Source organism: Gilliamella apis, assembly GCF_002142155.1.
In the GTDB taxonomy this organism is placed as follows: domain Bacteria; phylum Pseudomonadota; class Gammaproteobacteria; order Enterobacterales; family Orbaceae; genus Gilliamella; species Gilliamella apis.
The window spans coordinates 1-23,185 of sequence record NZ_NASD01000030.1 but is presented as its reverse complement, the minus strand read 5'-3'; the positions used below and the strand labels follow the sequence as shown (position 1 = coordinate 23,185).

The following is a 23,185-nucleotide window of genomic DNA, read 5'->3' as shown; positions in this document are numbered from 1 at the left end:
GTCTTTTTGGGGTTACTTATTTGGCATTTATAATTACTTATAATATTTTTTCATTAAAAAGCATATTCTATATTAGTCATGTAGCTGCATATGTCCTTCAGATAATATTTTGTATAACAATAGTTTTTGAAATTGTTTTTTTCCTAATACAATTAATAAAATTATTTATTACACCTCGGACACATTTATTAACTTCTTTTATAGGATTATTTTGTGGATTAGTTTTCTCTTTTGGCTGGTTTGGTTTTTTAAATTTTTATTTTGATTATTTTGATTATGGTTATAACAATGATTTGGGATTCATCCTTGCGGCGTTTATTCCTGCGCTAGGTTGCTTTTTAGGTTACATTATTTTAGTTTTGATTAAAATTTTAAGATGTTTATGTTGTTTTGCTTGTTAAACAATCCAATGATTCTTATCCATAAAGTAAAATATATTAAGAAAGCCTTTTAAAAATTAGCTGCATTTTATTAAGTATTCGTCAGTTATTTTAAAATGATTGAGTACCTTTTCTCATTTGTTAATTGCTTTTAATACGCCATTATTATCAATTTGAGATAAGACAGAATTACGTTGCTCATTTTATCGAGTATTTAAATTTAAAAATCTAAATTTTTTATATTTTAAAGCTGTTTTAGCGAAGATATTGAGAGTTTATTCAATCTTGACTTGATTTTTGTTTCAATCAGCGTTTATATATAACTGTAATAAGTAAATCGGCTTATTATTTATAACATTTTACTGGAGGAGCTTATAATGGTACAAAAATTTGCTGCATACGGTAGTGATGTTTCAGCTGGCACTTATAAATGTGCTGATTGTGGCTATGTATATTCAAACCAAAGTAAAAAATCGTTACCCCCTTGTCCTGATCATAATAAAAAGCCACATAGTAAGAATGGTTGGTATGTGGTTAGTGGTCAAGGTGATTCAGTTAAAGATCCTCATCATACTAAAAAATAACAGTAATAATTTTATGTTGTAACTTTAAAAGGTAACACTCAGTGTTACCTTTTTGGTTATTAAGTATCGTTATTAAATTTTATTCTCGAATTTTTGGCTTTTGCCAATAAGTTTATTTTGAAATTGTGATCTTTATCACGTCGAAAAATAAAAGCAATATTTCATTCATTGCTAACCCTACCTTTCATTATTACCTATGGCTAATTTAGAAATGACTTGATTTATGGTAATAAAAAACTATTTGTAATTATTTCCCGCCAAATATATGTCTTTCAGTAAAAAGGAAATTCAGTCATTTTTTGGCAATTTAGCGATTCTAATAAACTGCAAAGAAGATCACAATTTCATCAATATTTGATGTTTATACTAAGTCTAATATGTTCTTATGGAAATAAAATTGTTTATCCTTTAGGAGGTAATAATGAAAAAAAACATGAAAAAATTGGTTGTGTTAGGCATATTATCAGCATTGTGTTTACCAACAGGCGCAGCTTGGGCCAAAGATTATCAATTATCAGGAAAAAATGCTCAAGTTAAATTAGCTAAGGATGACAGTCAAAATAGTATTACAGCACTAAATATTATCAATCCAGTGACTAATGATTCGGTAAAAATTGAAACGTTGTTTGAAATTGTTTTGGCATCCGGAGATAAGTTAACCGATAAAGATTTTTCACTGGATAAAGTGCAACAACAAGATACAGGCATGACATTAAATTACACTGGTCATGATATGTCGATTGAAACTGTCGTTAATCTAAATGATGATAAACATTTTGCGAGTTATGAATTAAGAATCACGCCTAAAAATAAAGCACTTTCAATGTCATCAGTTTCATTAATGCCATTCCATTCACAGGCACCATTTGTGTATGGTTCAGTAGTAAGTTCACCGATTATTAGTGATACTTTTTTTATCATTCCAGAAAATCCACTAACCAATACCGTTGCTTATGAAGGCGGTGTATCACAAAAAATTCCACAAGCTATTCCATTACAAGCTGAACATACTTTAAGTTATAAAACTTACATTGGTACTTATGAAAAAGGTCAGTTAAGACGTAACATTAACCAGTTCATTGATAGTGTTCGTCAACGTCCATATAGTCCTTATTTACACTATAACTCATGGCTAGATATAGGATTCTTTAATCCTTATACAGAAAAAGAAGCTTTATTGAGAATTGATCAATATGGTGAAGAGTTGGTAAAAAAACGTCAGGTAAAATTGGATGGATATTTATTTGACGATGGTTGGGATAATCTAAAAGGTAATTGGGGATTTAGTGCCAATTTCCCTAATGAATTTAATAATTTGAAAACAGCTTCTGATAAATATCAAACGGCACTCGGTATTTGGTTATCACCATGGGGCGGTTATAATAAACCACGTGATAAACGTGTTGCTAATGCGCCTGAATTTGGTTATGAAACTATGGACGGTAAATTAGCCTTGTCAGGGCCAAATTATTATACTAACTTCCATAAACGAATCCTCGAATTGATTAATAATCAAAACATAACCATGTTTAAACTTGATGGAACGGGTAATGCTGATAAGGTTATTGCTGGTAGTCAATTTACTAGTGATTTTGATGCTGCTATTCATTTAATTGAAGATATGCGCAGTGCTAACCCAAATCTCTACATTAATTTAACCACTGGTACTCAAGCAACGCCATCATGGTTATTCTATGCCGATTCAATATGGCGAGGAGGGGATGATGTTAACTACTATGGACCTGGTAGCAAAGTGCAACAGTGGTTAACTTATCGTGATGCCGAAACTTATCGTTCTATTGTTTTAAAAGGCCCGTTATTCCCGCTTAACTCCTTAATGTTGCATGGTATTGTCTATGCAAAACAAGCGAAAAATCTTGATCAAGAAAGTGAAACAGATTTTGCCGATCAGGTATGGAGCTACTTTGCAACAGGTACCCAATTGCAAGAAATGTATATTACTCCTGAATTATTAACGACCCAAAATTGGGATACGCTAGCTACAGCCGCAAAATGGGCAAGAACTAATAAAGATGTTTTATTCGATAGCCATTGGATAGGTAAAGATCCGACAAAATTAGGTGTATATGGTTGGGCCGGTTGGAGTAAAAATAAAGCAATTATCACTTTACGTAATCCATCTGATAAACAGCAAGTTTACTATCTAGATTTGCAAAATGATTTAGAATTACCAACTAATGCAACTGACCGTTTTCAAATTAAAATTGATTATGCTAGTAAGTTACATGCAAAGAAACCAACAACTATTTCGAAAACAGCAATGTTAACGCTTGAACCTTTTGAAACAGTTATCATGTCATTAACTCCACAATAACCTATAAAGTGCCTTACCATGACAAGGTAAGGCGCTTAATTTTCGAGATTTTATTTGCAATTATGTTTACTATCAATAGATAAATTTAGTAAATAAATTTTGTCAAAAAAAATTCAACTTATCCTCTATAACCTATATATTTGGGTATCTCAAAATTAAAGCTTAAAAATCCTCATATCTAGTTAAAATTTTGATTTAAAGATTACTAAATTCAGGAAAAATTTTTGCTGAGTAATTGGCATTAGTGATAAAAATAGTCAAAGTTGAAATGATCAATATTTGTTTAATTTCATTTAAATTTTTACAATAAATTGTTAAGTTGGCTTTTTTTATCAGAAATATTGTGTAAGATAGCAGATATTTTTATTAATCATTATTATTTAGACCATTAAATAAATTAAAATATTTAAGATAACAATAAAAATATAATTATTTATCAATAGTTTTGATTAGAAATAGAGTTATAAGGTATAGAGTAAGGAAAAATGATGAAAAAAGTTATCAAATTGACAGTGTTGCTTTCAAGCCTTTTTATGTTTACGACCGTAAATGCAGCTACAGCCGATAAAAATACGGGAGTAAAGGTTACTAAAGCATTAGCAGATAGTGCAAAACGCTCATTGTTAGGAGAAAAAGGTAAATTTCCTATTCAAGTAGAGGCCGGTTATGAAGTTACCAATATTACCGCGAATATTAATAATGTGGTTTTTGAATACAAAATGCCTTCAGATAGCCAAAATACCCCTTTGAATGATTTTATGGAGAATGTTAGATTAGGGCTTAATAGTCAATTTTGTGATAAACCTGATGTCGTAAATGTCTTAAAAACTTATGACATTCGTTTTATTTTCCGTTTTCAATTTTCTGATGATCGTAATATTCCTACCACTTTATCAATCAAAGAAATCTGTGAGTTAGAATAGGGAAATATTAGTTTATTCGCTATTAGGTGAATTTTAGTAATGAATCGAAACATTGAGGTATTAATTTTGATTCATTACTAAGTTAACGACTTAATTAAAATTTTCTTCTTATTTTTTTCCATCCAAAACTGCTAGATTGATTAGGTTATAATTTATTAAGAATTACTTGCCGTTAGTTGAGCAGCGTTATCTAGTTGAAGTTTGTTTCTTAATAATATTTTTTCCAAAATAGACGTATATAATGGCATTCCACCCAACGCTTGCGCTATGAGTGTCGCACCTAAACAAGTAATAATCATCGGTAAAATAAGCTGATAGTTATCTGACATTTCCATTACCAAGACAATTCCTGTGAGTGGTGCTCGTACGGTTGCCGCAAATAACCCCCCCATTCCAATGATAGCGCAAGCACCAAGTTCAATATGATAATTTGGGTAAATTTGTTGCGCAATCACCCCAAAAGCGATCCCAACCGTTGTCCCTAGGGCTAAAGTTGGGGCAAAAATGCCCCCTGGAGCGCCGGAACTAAAGCATAAAACGGTAGTGATAAAGCGTAAACATAAAATAATCATCAATGTATTGATAGCGTAATTGCCAGAAACGGCATCGGGAATAAAATCAAAACCGCTACCGGTTATTTCAGGGAAGATAAAGCTTATAACTCCAAATAACCCAGCCAAACAAAATCCAGTGATAACAAAGTAGTATTGATTAAATTGATAAAATTGTTTGAATCGCTCTTGTAAGGTCAATATGCACTTATTTGATAAAACACCAATAACGCCAAAAAAAGTCCCTAATAAGAGATAGAGCCATAAAGATTCAATAGGAACAGCATTAAAGTGGCCGATCTGAAAGACTGATTCCTGATTATATAAAAATTGGTACATCACACTGGCCATAATCACGCCAACAAAAATGGCTTTTATTGAGGTCAAATTGTAGCGAAACTGTGGTCGCATCTCTTCAATAATAAACAGTATGCCTGCTAAAGGCGCATTGAATGCTGCAGTAATGCCTGCGGCGGCTCCGGTTGCTAAAAAAGTATGTCGATAAGCTTTATTTTTAATTTTGAGCAGATCGGAGACCATGGCACCAATATTACCACCAAGTTGAACAGTAGGGCCTTCACGACCTAACACCATACCAGAGCCCAAAGCACCGATACCACCAATAAATTTAACCGGTAGGACAGATCGCCAACGAACTGGACGTAAATCAAGTAATGCACCTTCAATTTCTGGTATACCTGAACCGCCAGATTCAGGAGCAAAACGTTTGACTAAATAGTAAGCTAACCCGCCCATTGTTCCTGTGATAGCAAAGATTAATAGATAATTAATTACTAGATTGTCGACCAGATTAAATAATAATGTTTTACGCAGTGAGATAACCCAATTCACCGCATACTGAAATAATACGCCAACAATACCAGTGATAGTGCCGATAACACCGGCAACTATTAGTACGATTAGTGGAGCTTTATCCTGAAAACTGCGTATTTTATGATAAAGTTGAATTCTTTTTTTGATAGCAGAATAACTAGGCACAATATTGACTGTAATTAGAACAATGAAGGCAAATTTTACGCCTGTTTAATCGAAAAAGATAGTTTCAAATTTGTACTAAAATACTTGCTACTAGGACGATTATCTGATTAAAAACCTGCGATAATGCGCCATTAAGCAGTAATATAGCTGCGCGATTTTTTAATCCAAATAACTAAAAATATTGTTCGGCCAAAACTAAATAAACTGTAAGCCAGCCATAATCCATGATTTCCCCAAACTGGTACTGCAAAATATTGTGTTATCAACCAAAGCAATAACGCTAATAACATTGAATCACGGATTGATGAAGTGTAACTAATACCGGAAAAAACACCATAATAGATCAATCCACCGGCGGCAACGATAGGGAATATAATTAACCATGATTGATATTGCAGAGTAAGATTTATAATTTCCGTTTGATTAGTAAGTAGCTTGATAATTGAGGTGTCAAACGCCAACCAAATAGCAATTATTATAATTGGGCAAATAAAACAGGCTTGCAATGACCAGCGTAAAGTTTGGTTATAGAGCTTCATACTTTTATTGCCCTTCGCGCGACCACTAAATACACTTGATGCATTAGCAAAACCATCAAACAGATATGCCATCATATAATGGATCTGAAATAAGACGGCATTAGCGGCTAATACTTCGGTATCGAATGTTGAGCCAATCGAAATAAAATGATTGGTGACGATTAATAAACAGATAGTCCTTATCATTAGATTGGTATTGACTAAAATGACCCCTTTTAATGATTGCCATGACAAAATAGCTTTTAAGTCAGTTTTTTGATGCGTTTTTGGTAGATATCGATAGATGAACAAAATCCCGATTAAAGAACAACTTATTTGGGCGATTAACGTTGCGAATGCGACTCCTTTGATGTCCCAACGAAACCACCAGACAAAAAGCATCGCCATTATAATATTAAGTACATTGATGAAAACTTGTAAAAATAATACTGCTTTCACTTTAGAGATACCCATTAACCAACCAACTAACACATAATTGATAAGCACAAAAGGAGCACCCCAAATTAATACGGAAAAATAGCTATCAGCATAGTGTTGAACTTCTTGATTAGGATTAATGATCTGCATTGAAGCAGAAAAAATGAACTTTTGAAAAATAATAAATACCAAACCTAAAAAAATCGCAATAAATAGGGGGCGAATAAGCGAAGATTTTAGTAATAATGCGTTATCCAAGGCTTGAGCTGCGAAACCTGTGGTACTGACTCTTAAAAAGCCAAATAACCAGTAAATGGTATTGAATATTACTGTTCCTATGGCAATGCCAGCAATAAAAGCAGGATTAGGTAAATGACCAACTAAAGCAGTATCAACTACGCCAAGCAGGGGAGTGGTGATAGTTGACAGTACAAAGGGAATCACTAATTTAAGATAATCAATAAACTGATACTGTTGATTTGATATTGATGCGTTTACCATTTTTTAAAAACCTAAAACTGATTCGAGAAGTTGGATAGAGTAAGGGTTTTTGACTTGATTAAGTTTGTCTATACTATCAATATATTCAATGATCTCACCTTTATAAAAAAATGCCACTTTGTTACAAAGATAAGTAATGGTCGTTAAGTCGTGGGTGATAAAAATACTGGTAAGATTTAATTGCTTTTGTAAATCGGCAAGTAGTGACAATATTTGGGTTTGTACTGAGATATCTAATGAACTCACAGCTTCATCAAATAAGATAAATTGCGGAGAGCAGGCAATTGCTCTGGCAATGCAAACACGCTGTAATTGACCACCACTCATTTGGTGTGCAAAACGATTATAAAAAGAGCTGTCTAAACCGACTTGTTCTAATAAAGCGTTAATACGCAGCTTACGGTCATTTTTGGCTAGTTTTTCATAGATGTCAATCGGTTCAGCAATAATCTGGGCTGCCGTAAAATACGGATTGACTGAAGCATTATAATCTTGAAATACCGCACTGATATCTTTACGCATTGCTGACCTTTTCCACGCCCGTTTAGCTATATCTTGGCCATTAAAATAGATATTACCACTATCAGGTTTTTCTAAACCTAAAATCAGTTTACCTAATGTGCTTTTACCACTACCACTTTCGCCAATAATGCCAAGACATTCACCTTGTTTTAGTTCGAATGAAACGCCATTGATGACGGTATTCTTTTTTCGGCTAAACAGATTTTGATTCGGTTGTAAAAAAGATTTTTTTACATTTTCAACTTGTAATAACGGTGGCATTAAGTTGTCTCCGTGATCAAATTTGGATTATTGAAACCAATAATAGCATTGAACTTATTTAATAACTGTTTACGTGTGTCTATCAAGTAACGAGTATAGTCATGTTGAGGATGGTAAAAAATTTGTTCACGACTACCTGATTCCACAATCTTCCCTTTATTCATCACAATAATATCATCAGCAATATGATGAATCACACCTAAATCATGAGAGATAAAAATCACGGTTGTTTTCGAGTTCTGTTTTATCTCGGTAAACATTTTTAAAATATGAAATTGGCTAATTGAATCAAGTGCTGTAGTGGGTTCATCAGCAATGATGAGTTCTGGTTCAAGCATTAATGCCAAACCAATCATTATTCTCTGTAACATGCCACCACTTAATTGATGAGGATATTTTTTATAGATCTCTTGTGGATTATTAAGGCCAATATTTTCAATCATTTCTAACGCTTTTGTCATGGCTTGCTTTTTGTTAATATCTTGATGTGCTTGCAGTGTTTCAACTACTTGCTTGCCAATACAATATAGCGGATCGAAGGCACTCATAGGATGTTGTAATATTATCGAAATTACCTTACCACGTATCTGCTTTAAGGTTTGTTTATTCTGTTGTAATAGATCACCATTATTAGCTAAGGTTAGTTTAGCTTGTTGTGGCTTAAATAATATTTGACCTGACACATTAAAATAGGGCTCTAACAATCCGATAATGGCTTTACATGTTAAACTTTTGCCACTGCCACTTTCACCAACAATACCTAAACATGAATGACGATTAATTTTAAATGAGACATCATCTAATAGCTTGTTACCATTGTCGAGAGTAACCGTAAGTTTATTCACTTCTAATAGCGAGCTACTCATGCTTTTTGTCCTTTGGATCTAAAATATCTCTTAAACAATCACCTAACATATTAAATGCTGCAACGACAATTAAAATTGCAATACCAGGAAAGACCATCTGCATCGGATGTTGGGTCATGACATTTTTCGCTTCACTTAACATTAACCCCCACTCGGCAGTAGGTGCTTGAACACCTAATCCAATAAAGGATAGTGCTGAGATATTTAAGATCACCCAACCGGTATCTAAGGTTGCTAATATTACCAGCTCTGACATAACATTAGGTAATAAATGACGGCAAATAATAAAAGAATGTGGTGCGCCAATTGCACGTGAAAAAAGGATATAATTTTTTCGGCTATATTTTATGACTGAACTACGAATCATACGGCTATACCATGCCCATTTAACCACAATATTGGCGATAATGACGTTTTCAATACCTACGCCTAACACACCAACAATCGCTAAAATCATGACTTGGCTAGGGAATGACAGCATAATGTCACAAAGGCGCATAATGCATTCATCAAGTTTGCCTCGTTGATAACCTGAGATAAGGCCGATCAGACTACCAACCACGATAGTAATGATCATGGTAAGTAAGGATAAAAACAGGGTAGATCGGATACCATAAAGCAAACGCGATAAAATATCGCGACCAAGATGATCACAACCAAGCCAATGTTGACTAGACATGGCAGCATATTTACGCACAATACGAACTTTATTGGGATCATACGGTGCAATATAAGGTGCTAAAATACCTAATATAACGATTGTGGTGATGATGATTAAACAGATTAAAGCTGTTTTATTGTTAATCAATTGTTTAGCTATATTCATACGGCACCACCATTATCTCGTAATCGTGGATCTAACCATTGATGAATGATATCAACAATAAAATTACAAACTACAAATAGAATTGCCATGATAAGAATATAAGCTTGAATGACCGGATAATCACGGTTCATGATAGCTGCTATACATAAACGCCCAAGTCCTGGCCACGAAAAGATATATTCGACGACAAAAGATCCTGCTATTAATTGCGGAATAGTCATGCCTAAGGCGGTGATAGTAGTATGTAGAGAATTAACTAACACATGTTTAACAATTATCGTTGTTTCTTTTAAACCACGGCTACGAGCATAAAACACCGAATAATTATGCATATTTTCCAACATATTATTACGGATAAAACGAATATAAGTTGAGATATAGACAAATGATAAGGTTAAGGTAGGTAAAATGAGATTTTGCCATGTTCCGTAACCGTTGGTTGGCAGTAAATCTAAATAATTGGCAAATAGCCAAATAAATAGTAAACCTAACCAATAACTCGGCATTGCAGTACCCAAAAAGATAATAATTCGAACAATATGATCAAACGCTGAGTTGGCAAAGATGGCACATAAAACACCTAAAATTAAACTGATGATAAGTGTAAATGCAAATGCCGACATCGCTAAAATTAATGTCGGAATTAAACTGCGGATCATCTCATCCCAAACTAGTCTATCTCGATGAATAAATGAACGACCAAAATCAAGATGTAAAACATCATATAGCCAAATAAAATAGCGTTCTAAAAAAGGTTTATTCAATCCCAATTCTTGACGCATACTTTCAATAGCATCTGGTGTTGGCATGATTTCGTTTAAGCGTAATGCAACTTCTGCAGGATCGGATGGAGCTAAATTAATAAGAAAAAAAGCGATAAAAGAGATACCGAATAATATCGGTATCATCATCATTAAACGTTTAATAATATAATTTAACATTATTGGTCAATAATATTAGTTTATTAAAAATGCATTTTCTCAAATGGAATATCAAATTGAGAAGGGGCGAACTCAATTCCTTTTAGAGATTTAACCGCAATCGCACGATTACGCTCATAAGTCAGCGGAATATAAACCGCTTCATTATGCAAGGTTTCTAGCACATAACGGAATAGATCTTGTCGCTCTTTTTCATCAGTTGAAATTAATGCTTTACTAATACTCGCATCAATTTGTGGTTTTTCTTTCAAGCCTTGTTGCGCCATATAATCACCATAAACCGGTAATTTCATTCCTGATAAAAATGATTGCGGATCATATGGTGTTCCCCATGAAATATCGAATACCATATCAAAATCACCCGCTTTTTGGCGATCACGATAACCTTGCTCTTCTTCACCATGAATATTAAGCTTTAATCCCACTTGCTCAAATTCGTCTTGCATATATTGGGCAATAGTTTTTTGAGAGGCAGTATTACTATCATAATAAAGAGTGATCTCAAACGGTTTACCATCTTTTTGGCGATAATCTTCACCTTTAACTTTTAGCCAGCCAGCTTTATCTAGTAGTGTTTCAGCTAATTTTGTATCGTAGACATAAGGCTTTAAACCAATGTTGGCATAAGGAATATTGGTTGCCATTAACGTATCAGCTGGTGCTTCGCTATTATTAAAAATACCTTCTGAGATATCTTTCTTACTGATAATATGTTCAATAGCTTGGCGGACATTAACATCACTCAATTGGTTTCTCGTCGTATTCATTAAAACAATTCGACTGGAAACCGGTTTCGACATTAAGGTTTGAAACTTATCCATGCTAGAAAAACGTTCAAATGAATCCGCATCAACCATATTTTTACCATAAATCAGATCGATTTCACCTTTTTCAAGGGCCATTAGTCGACTTTGATTATCAGCGATTACTTTCATAGTTACTTTTTTCAGTAATGGCTTAGTTCCCCAATAAGTTGGATTAGCATTAAATACTGCATACTGATCTTTCTTATGATCACCTAAAACATATGGGCCGGTACCAATATAAGATTTCACACCATTTTTAGTTTCACCATCAATCATAGAATTTGGGGAAATAAATCGCATAGGGCGAGTGACGGCAATTTCAATCATGAACGGGTAGTAAGGCTCAGAAAGATTAACCTCAAGAGTATAATCATCTACCGCTTTGACTTCAGTTATTAAACGCACCATTTCTAACCAAGTATGACGAACTTTGTTAGATAACACGGCATCCCAATTCAGTTTGGCACTGTGTGCATCAAATTTTGCTCCATCACTGAATGTGACATCTTTTCTTAATTTGAAGGTGTAAGTTTTACCTTCGTTAGTGATAGTCCAGCTTTCTGCCAGCCATGGAGAAAAAGTTCCATCTTCATTATAGTGAACTAATGATTCATACAACATATTTTGTGCCCACATTTCACCTGAATATAAATGTGGATTTAAATCACGAATATCACGAAAATTTGCGAAAGTAATATCATCTTTGGCTAAACAATTAAGGCTAAAGCAACTTAATATCAAGACGATAAGTAATTTTTTTAAATGAGGAAAGTTAAAAGACATACCTATTCCATAAAATAATTATATTTTGGGGTAGCAACAATACAATAAATGATAATGATAATCAATATCACCTGTACAATTTGCTTAAAATATAAGCAAAATACTATGAATAAATTTTAAGCGACAAATAACTCTAAACTTTATAGGGTTATTTTCTAAAATGGTAGCATATATTAAATAACTAGCAATGAAAAGATAAAATAATCAGACAATTATTATCAAATTGCTTTATAATGTTTACGATTATTCATTTTTTCGATTATTTAGGAATCATTACATGTCATTTGACTCTCTTGGCTTAGATGCCAAGATTTTAAAAGCTATTGAAGAACAACACTATACCGATCCCACTCCTATCCAACAACAAGCTATTCCCGTAATACTGTCAGGTAAAGATTTAATGGCTAGTGCCCAAACCGGTACCGGTAAAACCGCAGGTTTTGGTTTACCCATTTTGCAAAAATTGCATCAAATGCAATTAAGAAATTCAGCTAAATCAGAACCGAAAAAAGGTAAACGCCCTTTATATGCCTTAATTTTAGCACCAACACGTGAGCTAGCAGCGCAAATCGGTGAAAATATTCGTGATTATAGCCGTTATTTAACTATTCGTTCATTAGTGGTATTTGGTGGTGTTAGTATCAATCCACAAATGATGAAACTTCGCGGTGGAGTGGATATTTTAATTGCTACCCCAGGACGATTATTAGATTTAGTACACCAAAATGCAGTCGATCTTTCGCCGGTAAAAATTTTAGTTCTCGATGAGGCCGATCGTATGTTAGATATGGGCTTTATCCATGATATCCGTCGTGTGATCGCTAAATTACCGAAAAAACGCCAAAATTTACTTTTTTCTGCCACCTTTTCTGACGAGATAAAAGGATTAGCGAATACCATCTTAAATTCGCCTGAATCGATTGCTGTGGCGAAAACCAATAGTGCATCTGAGCAAATTACGCAATATGTGCATCGGGTGGATAAGCGCCGTAAGCGTGAATTGCTCTCTTATTTAATTGGCAAAAATCAATGGCAACAGGTGTTAATTTTTACTCGAACCAAGTATGGCGCTAATCACTTAGCAGAACAATTAACCAAAGATGGCATTAAAGCGTCGGCAATTCATGGTAATAAGAGTCAGGGCGCCAGAACGAAAGCGTTAGCTGATTTTAAGTCGGGACAAATACGAGCATTAGTTGCTACAGATATTGCCGCCAGAGGATTGGATATTGAGTTATTACCTTATGTTATTAATTATGAGCTACCACAAGTAGCAGAAGATTATGTTCATCGAATTGGTCGAACAGGGCGAGCGCAAAATCAAGGTCAAGCTATATCGCTGGTTTGTATTGATGAACTTGCTCAATTAAAATCAATTGAGAAATTACTTAGAAAGCCGATTCCAGAAATTTTTACTCAAGGATTTGAAGTCGATCCTCGAATTAAAGCGGAGCCAGTCAAAAAAGCGCCAGCCAGACGAGCTCCAACAAAAAGAAGAAGTGCTGATAAATCTCGAACTTCTAAAAATCATCAGAATAGTATGAAGCAATCAAGCCATCATACACATTCTAAAACTCACTAAATTATTAAAAAGCAGAAGGATATTATTATGGCTAAGGTTAATCGCAGTCGTCGTTTAAGAAAAAAATTACATATTGAAGAATTTAAAGAGTTAGGTTTTACTGTAAGCTGGTCATTTGACGAAGGAACTAATGAAGAAACCATCGATAACGTTGTCGATCAATTTATCGTTGAAGCAATACAAGCTAATGGTTTGGCCTACGAAGGAAGTGGTTATTTGGCTTGGAAGGGGATTATTTGTACCCAAAAATTAGGTAATTGTACTGAAGAGGACCGTGACAATGTCACTAAATGGCTTGAGAGTTATGGTTTAAAAAATGTTAAAACCAGCGCTTTAATCGATATTTGGTGGGATGAATTAGATTTTTAATTCTTTATAACCAGCCAATAAAAAAATGGCCACTTATGTGGCTATTTTTATTGCTTTGCATGCTGCTTTATTCTATGCCTTGACTTCGTAAGTAATCTTCATAGTTTCCGGTATAATCAATTACTTTTTCTGGCGTGATTTCAATAATACGGCTAGCCAGTGAGCTGACAAATTCACGGTCATGCGATACAAAAAATAACGTTCCTTGATAAAGCTCTAATGCCATATTTAATGATTCGATCGATTCCATATCAAGGTGATTGGTAGGTTCATCCATGACAATGATATTTGGTCGTTGCATCATCAATTTGCCAAACAGCATACGGCCTTTTTCACCACCAGATAGAACTTTAACTTGCTTTTTAATATCATCTTGTGAGAACAATAATCGACCTAAAATACTACGTACCGCTTGTTCATCATCATTAGGTTGTTTCCATTGACTCATCCATTCAAATACAGTTAAGTCCTGTTCAAACTCATATTCATGATCTTGCGCATAATAACCAATATTGGCATTTTCTGACCATTTTATATCACCTTGTTCTGGCGTTAATTCATTCATCAATGTTTTGAGTAGGGTAGTTTTACCGATACCGTTAGTCCCTAAAATTGCTACTTTTTCGCCAACTTCGACCATGAGATTAAGATTTTTAAATAAAGGACCATTGTCGAAACCTTTAGTGAGGTTTTCTACCACTAGTGCATTACGAAATAGTTTTTTATCTTGCTCAAAGCGAATAAATGGGTTTTGTCGGCTGGATGCCTTGACTTCTTCCAATTTTATTTTTTCAATTTGTCTTGCTCGTGATGTTGCTTGTTTTGATTTAGCGGCATTAGCGCTAAAGCGACTGACGAAGGATTGTAATTCACTTATTTGTGCTTTCTTTTTCGCATTATCTGCTAATAAACGTTCTCTTGCTTGAGTAGCAGCAGTCATATAATCATCGTAATTGCCAGGGTAAATACGAAGTTCACCATAATCCATATCGGCCATATGAGTACAGACCATATTAAGGAAATGGCGATCGTGCGATATAATAATCATCGTGCTTTCACGTTCATTTAAGGTATCTTCCAACCAACGGATAGTATCAATATCTAAGTTATTGGTTGGTTCGTCGAGTAATAAAATATCCGGATTTGAAAATAGCGCTTGGGCTAATAATACCCGTAGTTTCCAACCTGGAGCAATTTCACTCATTAGGCCATAATGTTGTTCGATAGGAATACCAACTCCAAGCAATAATTCACCAGCTCTCGCCTCCGCACTATAACCATCCATTTCGGCATATTGGGTCTCTAAATCAGCGACTTTAAAACCGTCTTCCTCACTCATTTCTGCTAACGAGTAAATGCGATCACGTTCTTGCTTGATTTGCCATAATTCTGTATGTCCCATAATTACGGTATCGAGAACAGTAAACTCCTCGAAAGCAAATTGGTCTTGGCGTAATTTACCCAATCTTTCATGTGGATCAAGCGATACATTGCCTGAAGTTGGCACTAAATCGCCACCAATAATTTTCATAAAAGTTGATTTACCACTCCCATTGGCACCAATTAATCCATAACGATTACCATTACCAAATTTGACGGAAATATTTTCAAATAGTGGCTTACTACCGAATTGCATTGTGATATTGCTTGTTGTTAACACTGATAATTACTCTCGAATTGATTTGCAACTAAACCATAAAACTCTTTGTGAGATTTAAAGTAACTGGCAAAAATGTGATTTAGCTCACATTATGCCATAATAATGACCTTTTTAGCAGTTTAGTTGTTAATTTTGTACTTAAAAAGGTTTGTTCGGCAAAATTTTTTACCATTGGTAAACATTTGGTTTTAATTATTGTTTACATTATTAAAACGAATTGTTACCATGCCTGACTTTTTATTTTCGGTACAAGTTTGCTATGTATTACCTTATTTTTGTCACCATTGTTTGGTCGTTTTCATTTAGTTTTATTGCGGTTTATTTAAGTGGTCAAGTTGATACTTGGTTTGCGGTAGTCATGCGCGTTTTGCTGGCTTTTATTACCTTTATTCCTTTTTTACGTTTTAAAAATGTCTCTGTAAAGCAGATGTTGCTTTTGATGGGAGTAGGTGCATGCCAATTAGGAATTATGTACTTCTTTTATTACAACTCATTCCAATATATTTCGGTACCAGAGGTTCTATTATTTACCATTTCAACACCAATTTATGTCACTATTATTTATGATTTACTGCAAGGGCATCGACTAAGACTTAATTATTTATTAACGGCCATTATAGCGGTCATTGGTGCGGCAATTATCCGTTATGACCACATCAGTCGTGATTTTATCATTGGCTTTTTATTAATTCAGGGTGCCAATATCGTCTTTGCTTTAGGACAAGTCGGTTATAAACGTATTATGGAACTCTATCCATTACCGCAACATCAAGCTTTTGCTTGGGTCTATTTTGGCGCAATAGTTGTAGCATCTATTGGTTGGTTATTATTTGGTAATGCTGACAAACTGCCTACCACTCAATTACAGTGGGGGATTATTATTTGGTTAGGTGTTGTGGCTTCGGGATTATGTTATTTCTTATGGAATTTAGGTGCGACTAAAGTCGATTCTGGTACACTGGCGATTATGAATAATTTGGTTATTCCGGCTGGTATTTTAGTCAATGTTGTTATTTGGCACCAATCAATAGATTGGGGCCGATTCACTGTTGGTAGTGCAGTTATTGTTTTTGCTCTGATTTTACACCACAAATTCAAAAATTTTGCGGTGAAATAAGTTAATCTTAAGCAAAAGGTAACTGTAACATTATTGATAGAATTAACGGTGTTGTTATCGATGACAACGCCGTTGATATCAATAAGCTAGATGCGATAGGTCCTTGTAAAACCTCAAACTGTCTTGCCATCATATAGCAATTTATGGCTATTGATACGGAACTTAATAATACAATAACTTGTAGCTCTAAAACAGGTAATCCTAACAATTTACCTAAAATATAAGTCGCAATTGGTAAAACAAATAGTTTGATAATACAGATTGCTATAGTGATATGGAGATCATTACGAATTTTATATTCAGCCAGCCCCATACCTAATACGATTAATGATAGCGGTGCGGTCATATCACTGACCATTTTGGTCGATTTCTCGATAAATATAGGTAAAGGTATACCAGAGTAATTAACGGCTATACCGACAAATATGCCGATGATGATTGGATTTTTGGATACATTTTTAAAGGCTTTAATAAATCCTTTGCTTGAAAGTTTACCCATTTGCACAAATTCAATGGATACTGTTGCTAAAGTCCATAAAATTAAAGCATTAAATATTACGATAATGGCGACTATAGGAATCGCTTTTTCACCCAATAACATATTGATAATTGGAATACCAACAAATACCGTATTTGTGTAAATTCCACCCATAGCAAACATGGTACTTTCAGAACCATTAAGTTTAAAAAATTTAACCGCAATAAAGCAACTCAAGGCAAAAACAATAAATGAGCCACCAAAAAACACTAATAAAAGATTAATATCAATTTCTGAATGTTCAGAAAAGTGGCTCATAATTTGAAAGAGCATAATTGGGAAAGCAATATAAAAAGTGAATTTAGTTACACTATCGGTTACCGTTTTTTGCCAACGGCCCATTTTTACAGCAATATAACCTAACAAAATTAAGATAAATAAAGGTAAGGTCGTTAAAAACTGCTGCCATAATGTGATTAAAAATTCCATCTTAATATATCTTTCTATGCATGTTTTCTGGTGAAGTACCATTCTAATTCAGTTGAGCGATTAGAATCAAATTGATAGCCATCTAAATTAAAACTTTTAATATCATTACAATTATTAATGCTATTTTTTATAATAAATCGGCTCATTAATCCGCGCGCTTTTTTGGCGTAAAAGCTGATCACTTTATAATCATCTTTGCTTTTATCTAAAAAAATCGGTTGAATAATTTTGCCATTTAGGTGTTTAACTTGTATCGCTTTAAAGTATTCATTAGAGGCTAAATTAATTAAGGTTGGTTGAGATGATTTTGCTAACTCTTCATTGAGTTTATCGGTTAAGCTTTCTCCCCAAAATTGGTAAAGATTAGTATTGTCACCATTTTTTAACCGGATACCCATTTCTAAACGGTAAGGTTGAATTAAATCAAGTGGCCTTAATAAGCCATATAACCCAGACAGAATACGTAAATGCGATTGCGCAAATTGCAAGTCACAAGCAGTAAAATCTTCAACATGTAGACCTTCGTATACATCGCCTTTAAACGCTAGGATCGCTTGTCTGGCATTTTGTAAATTAAAATCAGGATGCCAATTTTGAAATCTTTCATAATTGACTGCCGCAAGTTTGGGGCTGATAGACATTAATTTAGCTAAATCATTGCTAGTTAGCTTTTTACAAACAGTAATAAGTTGTTTTGTTGCCTCTAAACAGTCAGGTAGGGTATGGGTTGTAGAGATTAATGGACTTTGATAGTCAAGGGTTTTGGCTGGAGAGATGATAGTTAGCATAAAGAGTGTTACCTATTGTGTTTTGTGCGAATAGGGTTTATTTTACCTGTAATCTTAGCAAATAAGGAGAATAAATATGAATAGTACCAAAAAAGAAATCCATGATATTCGATCTTGGGCAAATATTCGTGAAACCTCTATTGAAATTGCCGAGGCTATTTTTGAACTCGCTAATGATGATGAAAAATTAGCAGAACAAATTTGGGAAGAAGGTAGCGATGAAGTATTACAACGCGCTTTCGCTAAAACTAAAGCTAATAAGCTCTTTTGGGGCGAACAGACCATTGAACGTAAAAACGTTTAATCTGTATTATAAATCAATAAGTTAACTAAATTTAGTGTTATCAATAGGATTGTAGAGTTTTATGAAAATAATAAAATTAATGACTATATTTATTATTTTTATGCCACTACAGGTTTTTGCTAATTTAAAATATGCTGATTTAAATCAGTATGAATTGCGCATCTACTGTAGTGGCGAGCCTTCAGAAAGAGCCATGACTGAATGTTTAGAAAAAATTTTTTATATTAGTCAAGCGGAATTAGATAAATCGCAAAAGAAATTTTTCAATGAACTTGATAATTGGTTTGAAGATAAAGAATACATCGTAATTGCCAAAACTAGATTGAAAAAATCTAACCAAGAATTTATTAAATATCGCAATCTGCAGTGTGATTTTGCACGTTCGTTAGGTGGTGGAGCAATTGATAATGCGCTAGATATGATGAAATTTTCTTGCCTTGCTGAGCTGAATTTTCAACGAGCAAAACAACTAGATCTTTATCTTAAATAAATTAAAGTACAAGATGAAATCCTTATTTAAATTATTGTATTGATTTTTGAGATATAAACATTTTGGTTTTAACGTTCTGTTATAAATGAATTAATTATTATAGTTACTATTATAATAATTTTTCTATTTCTTATAGCAAAATAAAATTATCAATAGTTATTCTCAGTATATAATAAAATTTTAAATGACAATTTGATCTTGATATGAAATTAACTTTTTTAGGGACAAGTGCCGGTTCACCAACTGCTGAACGTAATGTAAGTAGTATTATGCTTGATCTCCGACAAGAACGAGGGCGATTATGGCTGTTTGATAGTGGTGAAGCAACGCAAATGCAAATGCAAAAGGCCAATTTTAGTTTAGCTAAATTGGAGATGATATTTTTGACTCATTTGCATGGTGATCATCTATTTGGTTTACCGGGTGTGTTGACCACTCGTTCATTAATGCAAAATCAATCGGCATTAACGTTAGTTGGACCTAAAGGTATTAAACAATTTATTCAAACAGTGATTGAAATTAGTTCTTCATGGCTTACTTACCCTTTAAATATTATTGAACTTGAACAAGATAGCTTAGTGTTTGAAGATAATAAATTTCGCGTCGACGCCAAATTATTACAACATCGAGTCCCTTGTTTTGGTTATCGTATTGTTGAAAAGGATCTTCCTGCAACGCTGGATATTGATAAATTAAAAAAAGATAACATCCAAATAGGTTCACATTATGCTCATTTAAAAGAAGGTTTAACCGTTACTTTAGAAGATGGAAGAACGATTAATGGTAAGGATTATAAGGGCGATATTAAACGAGGCAAAAAAGTAGCTATTTTGGGTGATACCATCCCTTGTCAAGCATCCATTGATTTAGCTGAAAACGTCAATTTATTAGTGCATGAAGCCACTCAAGAACAAGCTTTAGAGGCAAAAGCCATTGAACGTGGGCACTCAACGACAATACACGCCGCCAATATAGCTAAGCAAGCTAATGCTAAAAGGTTAATCATAACGCATATTAGCCCTAGATATAGTATTCAAGATAATCAAAAACTGGTTAATGAAGCTAGGAGCATCTTTGCTAATACTGAAATTGCTACTGATTTTGCCACTTTTCAAGTTTAATCAATCACGCCGACTTTGTCGGCTATTACTAATAAAACTAATCAAAGCCAAAACTATAACTATAACAATAATTAAAACATGACTTTTCTTGTATATTTTTACTAAATCAAGATGACCATATTTGTAAAAAATATTGAGGAGTCTATACCGTCTTAAGATGAAAATGATTCATTAATATCATTTAGTATCACTATTTACAGAAAATTTTTATTTATGATTGTAGTGGTTAGATAACTTTATAAATAAATTTTATTAAGTGATAAATGTAGGATGAAAAAGTAAGTTTTTGTAAAAAATATTGAGAAGTCTATACCGTCTTAATATAAAAATAATGAATTATTGTGCTTTAATAGCATTAAGCTGATTCGCCGACATTGCCGGCGAATGTACTTTTTATAAACAAAAATCTTTAATTAAATTTTCAATGGTTAATTTGGTTGGTTTTAAGAAATCCATTGAAATAAATTCATCTGGTTGATGAGCTTGCTCAATCGAGCCCGGTCCTAAAACGATGGTTGGGGCGATTTGATTTAAATATGGTGCTTCAGTACTGTAGTTAACGGTTTGCGCGGTGTGACCAACCAGTTTTTCGATATGATTTAATGCAGGATGATCTTTTTTACATTCATAGCCCGGTATTGGTGATACTTCATATTCGATGGAAACTCGATTAGGATATTGGTCCATAACGGGTTGTAATGCTTCACAAAGGGCATTATAAAGTGAGTCAATATCGTTATCTGGTAATACCCGAATATCAATAATCAATTCACAACAGCCACAGATACGATTAGCTGCATCACCACCATGAATAACACCAAGATTCATGGTTGGATAAGGTACGCTAAAACCATCATTATGATATTGTTGTTTGAATTTTTGTTTCAAAATAAGTAATCTTTCAATCACTAAATGCATGATTTCGATAGCATTAATACCTTTGTCTGGATCACTTGAATGGCCTGACTTACCAATAACTCTAATTGAATTAGATATAAATCCTTTATGAGCACGAATAGGAATCAATGAGGTAGGTTCGCCGATAATCGTGCAGTCTGGTTGTAGTTGTGTTTGTTGGGCAAAAAATGAAGCGCCAGCCATTGATGTCTCTTCGTCTGCGGTGGCCAATACATAAATTGGTTTGGTTAATGTTTTAAGATCGATATCACGCAACGCATCTAATATAAATGCAAAAAATCCTTTCATATCTGCAGTGCCTAGCCCATAGAGCTTATTATTTTCTTCGGTTAACTTAAATGGATCTTTGCTCCATTGTCCATCATCAAACGGCACTGTATCACTATGACCACTTAATAATAGGCCGCCTTGAGTTTTATTGTCACTATTGGAATAGGTGGCTAACATGTTAAATTTATTACGAGTATTTGGTACAGGTTGAATGTCAATTGTAAAGCCTAAATCAGCAAACCATTGCGCTAATTTATCAATTAGTGGTTTATTAGAATAATCTAATTTTTCATTGGTTACATTACTGATAGTTGGAGTGGATATTAATTCATTATAAATTGTCAAAAAAGAAGGAAGAGCCATAAAATCACCTTTATTAAATAAGTCCGCTGGGAAAAATATATTTAATTACTATATTTCCTTACAGCACAGCTAGCAATAGTTTGTTGCTATTTTGTTAGACGGTTATTGATTAGCAACTAATTGTTTTATCTTTGAATATTTCGCTACTATTATAGTTAAAGATAGGCTAAATATTATTTGTCATTATTGATATAATAACTTATTTTAAAGCTACTCAAAGTAAAAATTTATTATCAATCACTAATAAGGAAATAGACAGTGAAGATTAAATCATTATGTTTTATTGGTTTACTCATGCCATTTTTCGCAAATGCCCAAAATCCATCATTTGATGATGATTTTAGTCATTTATTAAAAAGCTTTACCCAATGTGATAAGACTTTTTTTTCGGATTTAAATAAAAAAATATATCGTAATTATTTTCCAATCGTAAATTTACCAAATGGTTATAGTAAATTTGTCACTAAATCAAATAATAATCCTAAAAAAAGTAGACTTACATTTGATCCACCCATTATCTTTAATGGTTTAAAAATCGAAAGTTTTGATCAGTCCCAATATATTTACAATGAACATCTGAAGTACTATTTTTGGGGATTTAACACCGATAATACCTTTGAAGAGATTAAAAGTGCGTTACCATGGGTTGATTGGCAAATATCGGCTGATGGTACGCTTGATGTTGCCAATGCGTTATTTTATAAAGATGGTGTTTGGTCTGACAATAAACATGTATTAACCAATGACTCTCCAGTAAGAGGCACTGCTGAAAATTTATTGTTTCTTGAATATGATAGGTTTAGTGGCAAAGTCATGATTCAATGTTCAGTTCAAGGTGATATTCCATTAAAAGAATTAAAACGGTTTAGACCGGATTTATGATCTTTTTCAAGATAATCGTTTAACATTTATAAGATAACTCCAAATTAATTTTATATTGATTTGGAGTTTAGTTTTTTTATTAACCTTATTCCATTGACTAAATCGATAAGATATTAAAAT

At 33.5% G+C, this 23,185-nt stretch carries 22 protein-coding genes; 11 read left to right on the top strand and 11 right to left on the bottom strand.

The window, feature by feature from the left end:
- The 4 genes from B6C84_RS11675 to B6C84_RS10755 all read left to right on the top strand — a co-directional run.
- Window positions 1-401: hypothetical protein (locus B6C84_RS11675; protein ID WP_217338145.1), on the top strand; the 401-nt coding region annotated here is incomplete at its 5' end.
- 356 nt (window positions 402-757) lie between these two features.
- Entirely contained in the window at window positions 758-964 is a 207-nt protein-coding gene (locus B6C84_RS10765) for a hypothetical protein (protein WP_065578823.1), read from the top strand.
- A gap of 421 nt (window positions 965-1,385) precedes the next feature.
- Window positions 1,386-3,299, top strand: coding sequence for an enterotoxin (locus tag B6C84_RS10760; RefSeq protein ID WP_086319823.1), 1,914 nt, complete (start codon window positions 1,386-1,388; stop codon window positions 3,297-3,299).
- A 488-nt stretch (window positions 3,300-3,787) separates the two neighbouring features.
- Complete coding sequence (locus B6C84_RS10755; RefSeq protein WP_086320663.1) at window positions 3,788-4,222, top strand: hypothetical protein; 435 nt, start codon at window positions 3,788-3,790, stop codon at window positions 4,220-4,222.
- Window positions 4,223-4,377: 155 nt separating this feature from the next.
- Here the strand turns inward: B6C84_RS10755 and clcA are convergent, their stop codons facing one another.
- The 7 genes from clcA to nikA all read right to left on the bottom strand — a co-directional run bounded on the left by clcA (window position 4,378) and on the right by nikA (window position 12,234).
- Complete coding sequence (gene clcA, locus B6C84_RS10750) at window positions 4,378-5,754, bottom strand: H(+)/Cl(-) exchange transporter ClcA (protein WP_425319288.1); 1,377 nt, start codon at window positions 5,752-5,754, stop codon at window positions 4,378-4,380.
- Between the two features lie 149 nt (window positions 5,755-5,903).
- Window positions 5,904-7,229 carry an MATE family efflux transporter gene (locus B6C84_RS10745; protein ID WP_086354142.1) on the bottom strand — a complete coding sequence of 442 codons (1,326 nt, stop codon included), beginning with the start codon at window positions 7,227-7,229 and terminating at the stop codon, window positions 5,904-5,906.
- Between the two features lie 3 nt (window positions 7,230-7,232).
- Complete coding sequence (locus B6C84_RS10740; RefSeq protein ID WP_086354143.1) at window positions 7,233-8,012, bottom strand: ABC transporter ATP-binding protein; 780 nt, start codon at window positions 8,010-8,012, stop codon at window positions 7,233-7,235.
- Complete coding sequence (locus B6C84_RS10735) at window positions 8,012-8,878, bottom strand: ABC transporter ATP-binding protein (RefSeq protein WP_086354144.1); 867 nt, start codon at window positions 8,876-8,878, stop codon at window positions 8,012-8,014. Before B6C84_RS10735 ends, B6C84_RS10740 begins: the two co-directional genes overlap by 1 nt.
- A complete protein-coding gene (gene opp1C / locus B6C84_RS10730; protein WP_086354166.1) occupies window positions 8,871-9,698 on the bottom strand; it encodes a nickel/cobalt ABC transporter permease in 828 nt (275 codons plus the stop codon). Before opp1C ends, B6C84_RS10735 begins: the two co-directional genes overlap by 8 nt.
- A gap of 2 nt (window positions 9,699-9,700) precedes the next feature.
- On the bottom strand, window positions 9,701-10,645 hold the full coding sequence (opp1B, locus tag B6C84_RS10725) for a nickel/cobalt ABC transporter permease (protein WP_065651177.1): 945 nt from the start codon (window positions 10,643-10,645) through the stop codon (window positions 9,701-9,703).
- A gap of 23 nt (window positions 10,646-10,668) precedes the next feature.
- On the bottom strand, window positions 10,669-12,234 hold the full coding sequence (gene nikA / locus B6C84_RS10720; RefSeq protein WP_086354145.1) for a nickel ABC transporter substrate-binding protein: 1,566 nt from the start codon (window positions 12,232-12,234) through the stop codon (window positions 10,669-10,671).
- 277 nt (window positions 12,235-12,511) lie between these two features.
- Between nikA and rhlE the strand changes: the two genes are divergently transcribed.
- Window positions 12,512-13,816: an ATP-dependent RNA helicase RhlE gene (gene rhlE / locus B6C84_RS10715; protein ID WP_086354146.1), complete on the top strand. Its 1,305-nt coding sequence runs from the start codon at window positions 12,512-12,514 to the stop codon at window positions 13,814-13,816.
- Between the two features lie 27 nt (window positions 13,817-13,843).
- Window positions 13,844-14,185, top strand: coding sequence for a YggL family protein (locus tag B6C84_RS10710; RefSeq protein ID WP_086354147.1), 342 nt, complete (start codon window positions 13,844-13,846; stop codon window positions 14,183-14,185).
- Between the two features lie 67 nt (window positions 14,186-14,252).
- Here B6C84_RS10710 and B6C84_RS10705 read toward each other — a convergent pair whose 3' ends face one another.
- Window positions 14,253-15,845, bottom strand: a complete 1,593-nt coding sequence (locus tag B6C84_RS10705) for an ABC-F family ATPase (protein ID WP_065651174.1) — start codon at window positions 15,843-15,845, stop codon at window positions 14,253-14,255.
- A 259-nt stretch (window positions 15,846-16,104) separates the two neighbouring features.
- Between B6C84_RS10705 and B6C84_RS10700 the strand changes: the two genes are divergently transcribed.
- Entirely contained in the window at window positions 16,105-16,962 is an 858-nt protein-coding gene (locus tag B6C84_RS10700) for a carboxylate/amino acid/amine transporter (RefSeq protein WP_086354148.1), read from the top strand.
- A 7-nt stretch (window positions 16,963-16,969) separates the two neighbouring features.
- Here B6C84_RS10700 and B6C84_RS10695 read toward each other — a convergent pair whose 3' ends face one another.
- Complete coding sequence (locus tag B6C84_RS10695) at window positions 16,970-17,929, bottom strand: AEC family transporter (protein ID WP_165755102.1); 960 nt, start codon at window positions 17,927-17,929, stop codon at window positions 16,970-16,972.
- A 14-nt stretch (window positions 17,930-17,943) separates the two neighbouring features.
- The gene (gene yaaA / locus B6C84_RS10690; protein WP_086354150.1) at window positions 17,944-18,717 is read right to left on the bottom strand and encodes a peroxide stress protein YaaA; all 774 of its coding nucleotides are present in this window, start codon (window positions 18,715-18,717) and stop codon (window positions 17,944-17,946) included.
- Window positions 18,718-18,793: 76 nt separating this feature from the next.
- On the opposite strand from yaaA, the gene B6C84_RS10685 reads away from it, so the two are divergent.
- The 3 genes from B6C84_RS10685 to rnz all read left to right on the top strand — a co-directional run bounded on the left by B6C84_RS10685 (window position 18,794) and on the right by rnz (window position 20,632).
- Window positions 18,794-19,021 carry a YccJ family protein gene (locus B6C84_RS10685; RefSeq protein ID WP_065578811.1) on the top strand — a complete coding sequence of 76 codons (228 nt, stop codon included), beginning with the start codon at window positions 18,794-18,796 and terminating at the stop codon, window positions 19,019-19,021.
- Between the two features lie 61 nt (window positions 19,022-19,082).
- Entirely contained in the window at window positions 19,083-19,511 is a 429-nt protein-coding gene (locus tag B6C84_RS10680) for a lysozyme inhibitor LprI family protein (protein WP_086354151.1), read from the top strand.
- Window positions 19,512-19,714: 203 nt separating this feature from the next.
- Window positions 19,715-20,632, top strand: coding sequence for a ribonuclease Z (gene rnz / locus B6C84_RS10675; protein WP_086354152.1), 918 nt, complete (start codon window positions 19,715-19,717; stop codon window positions 20,630-20,632).
- Between the two features lie 393 nt (window positions 20,633-21,025).
- Here the strand turns inward: rnz and argE are convergent, their stop codons facing one another.
- Window positions 21,026-22,183, bottom strand: coding sequence for an acetylornithine deacetylase (argE, locus tag B6C84_RS10670; RefSeq protein WP_086320650.1), 1,158 nt, complete (start codon window positions 22,181-22,183; stop codon window positions 21,026-21,028).
- Between the two features lie 258 nt (window positions 22,184-22,441).
- Between argE and B6C84_RS10665 the strand changes: the two genes are divergently transcribed.
- Window positions 22,442-23,065: a hypothetical protein gene (locus B6C84_RS10665; RefSeq protein ID WP_065578808.1), complete on the top strand. Its 624-nt coding sequence runs from the start codon at window positions 22,442-22,444 to the stop codon at window positions 23,063-23,065.
- Window positions 23,066-23,185: the final 120 nt, after the last annotated feature.

What these genes read in the sequence shown, in the direction of transcription:
- B6C84_RS10735 (WP_086354144.1), bottom strand. Translation starts at nt 8,878, where the DNA reads ATGAGTAGCTCGCTATTAGAAGTGAATAAACTTACGGTTACTCTCGAC.
- B6C84_RS10710 (WP_086354147.1), top strand. Translation starts at nt 13,844, where the DNA reads ATGGCTAAGGTTAATCGCAGTCGTCGTTTAAGAAAAAAATTACATATT.
- B6C84_RS10680 (WP_086354151.1), top strand. Translation starts at nt 19,083, where the DNA reads ATGAAAATAATAAAATTAATGACTATATTTATTATTTTTATGCCACTA.
- yaaA (WP_086354150.1), bottom strand. Translation starts at nt 18,717, where the DNA reads ATGCTAACTATCATCTCTCCAGCCAAAACCCTTGACTATCAAAGTCCA.
- B6C84_RS10745 (WP_086354142.1), bottom strand. Translation starts at nt 7,229, where the DNA reads ATGGTAAACGCATCAATATCAAATCAACAGTATCAGTTTATTGATTAT.
- B6C84_RS10765 (WP_065578823.1), top strand. Translation starts at nt 758, where the DNA reads ATGGTACAAAAATTTGCTGCATACGGTAGTGATGTTTCAGCTGGCACT.
- B6C84_RS10695 (WP_165755102.1), bottom strand. Translation starts at nt 17,929, where the DNA reads ATGGAATTTTTAATCACATTATGGCAGCAGTTTTTAACGACCTTACCT.
- argE (WP_086320650.1), bottom strand. Translation starts at nt 22,183, where the DNA reads ATGGCTCTTCCTTCTTTTTTGACAATTTATAATGAATTAATATCCACT.
- nikA (WP_086354145.1), bottom strand. Translation starts at nt 12,234, where the DNA reads ATGTCTTTTAACTTTCCTCATTTAAAAAAATTACTTATCGTCTTGATA.
- B6C84_RS10685 (WP_065578811.1), top strand. Translation starts at nt 18,794, where the DNA reads ATGAATAGTACCAAAAAAGAAATCCATGATATTCGATCTTGGGCAAAT.
- B6C84_RS10755 (WP_086320663.1), top strand. Translation starts at nt 3,788, where the DNA reads ATGAAAAAAGTTATCAAATTGACAGTGTTGCTTTCAAGCCTTTTTATG.
- rhlE (WP_086354146.1), top strand. Translation starts at nt 12,512, where the DNA reads ATGTCATTTGACTCTCTTGGCTTAGATGCCAAGATTTTAAAAGCTATT.
- B6C84_RS10740 (WP_086354143.1), bottom strand. Translation starts at nt 8,012, where the DNA reads ATGCCACCGTTATTACAAGTTGAAAATGTAAAAAAATCTTTTTTACAA.
- B6C84_RS10700 (WP_086354148.1), top strand. Translation starts at nt 16,105, where the DNA reads ATGTATTACCTTATTTTTGTCACCATTGTTTGGTCGTTTTCATTTAGT.
- opp1B (WP_065651177.1), bottom strand. Translation starts at nt 10,645, where the DNA reads ATGTTAAATTATATTATTAAACGTTTAATGATGATGATACCGATATTA.
- rnz (WP_086354152.1), top strand. Translation starts at nt 19,715, where the DNA reads ATGAAATTAACTTTTTTAGGGACAAGTGCCGGTTCACCAACTGCTGAA.
- B6C84_RS10760 (WP_086319823.1), top strand. Translation starts at nt 1,386, where the DNA reads ATGAAAAAAAACATGAAAAAATTGGTTGTGTTAGGCATATTATCAGCA.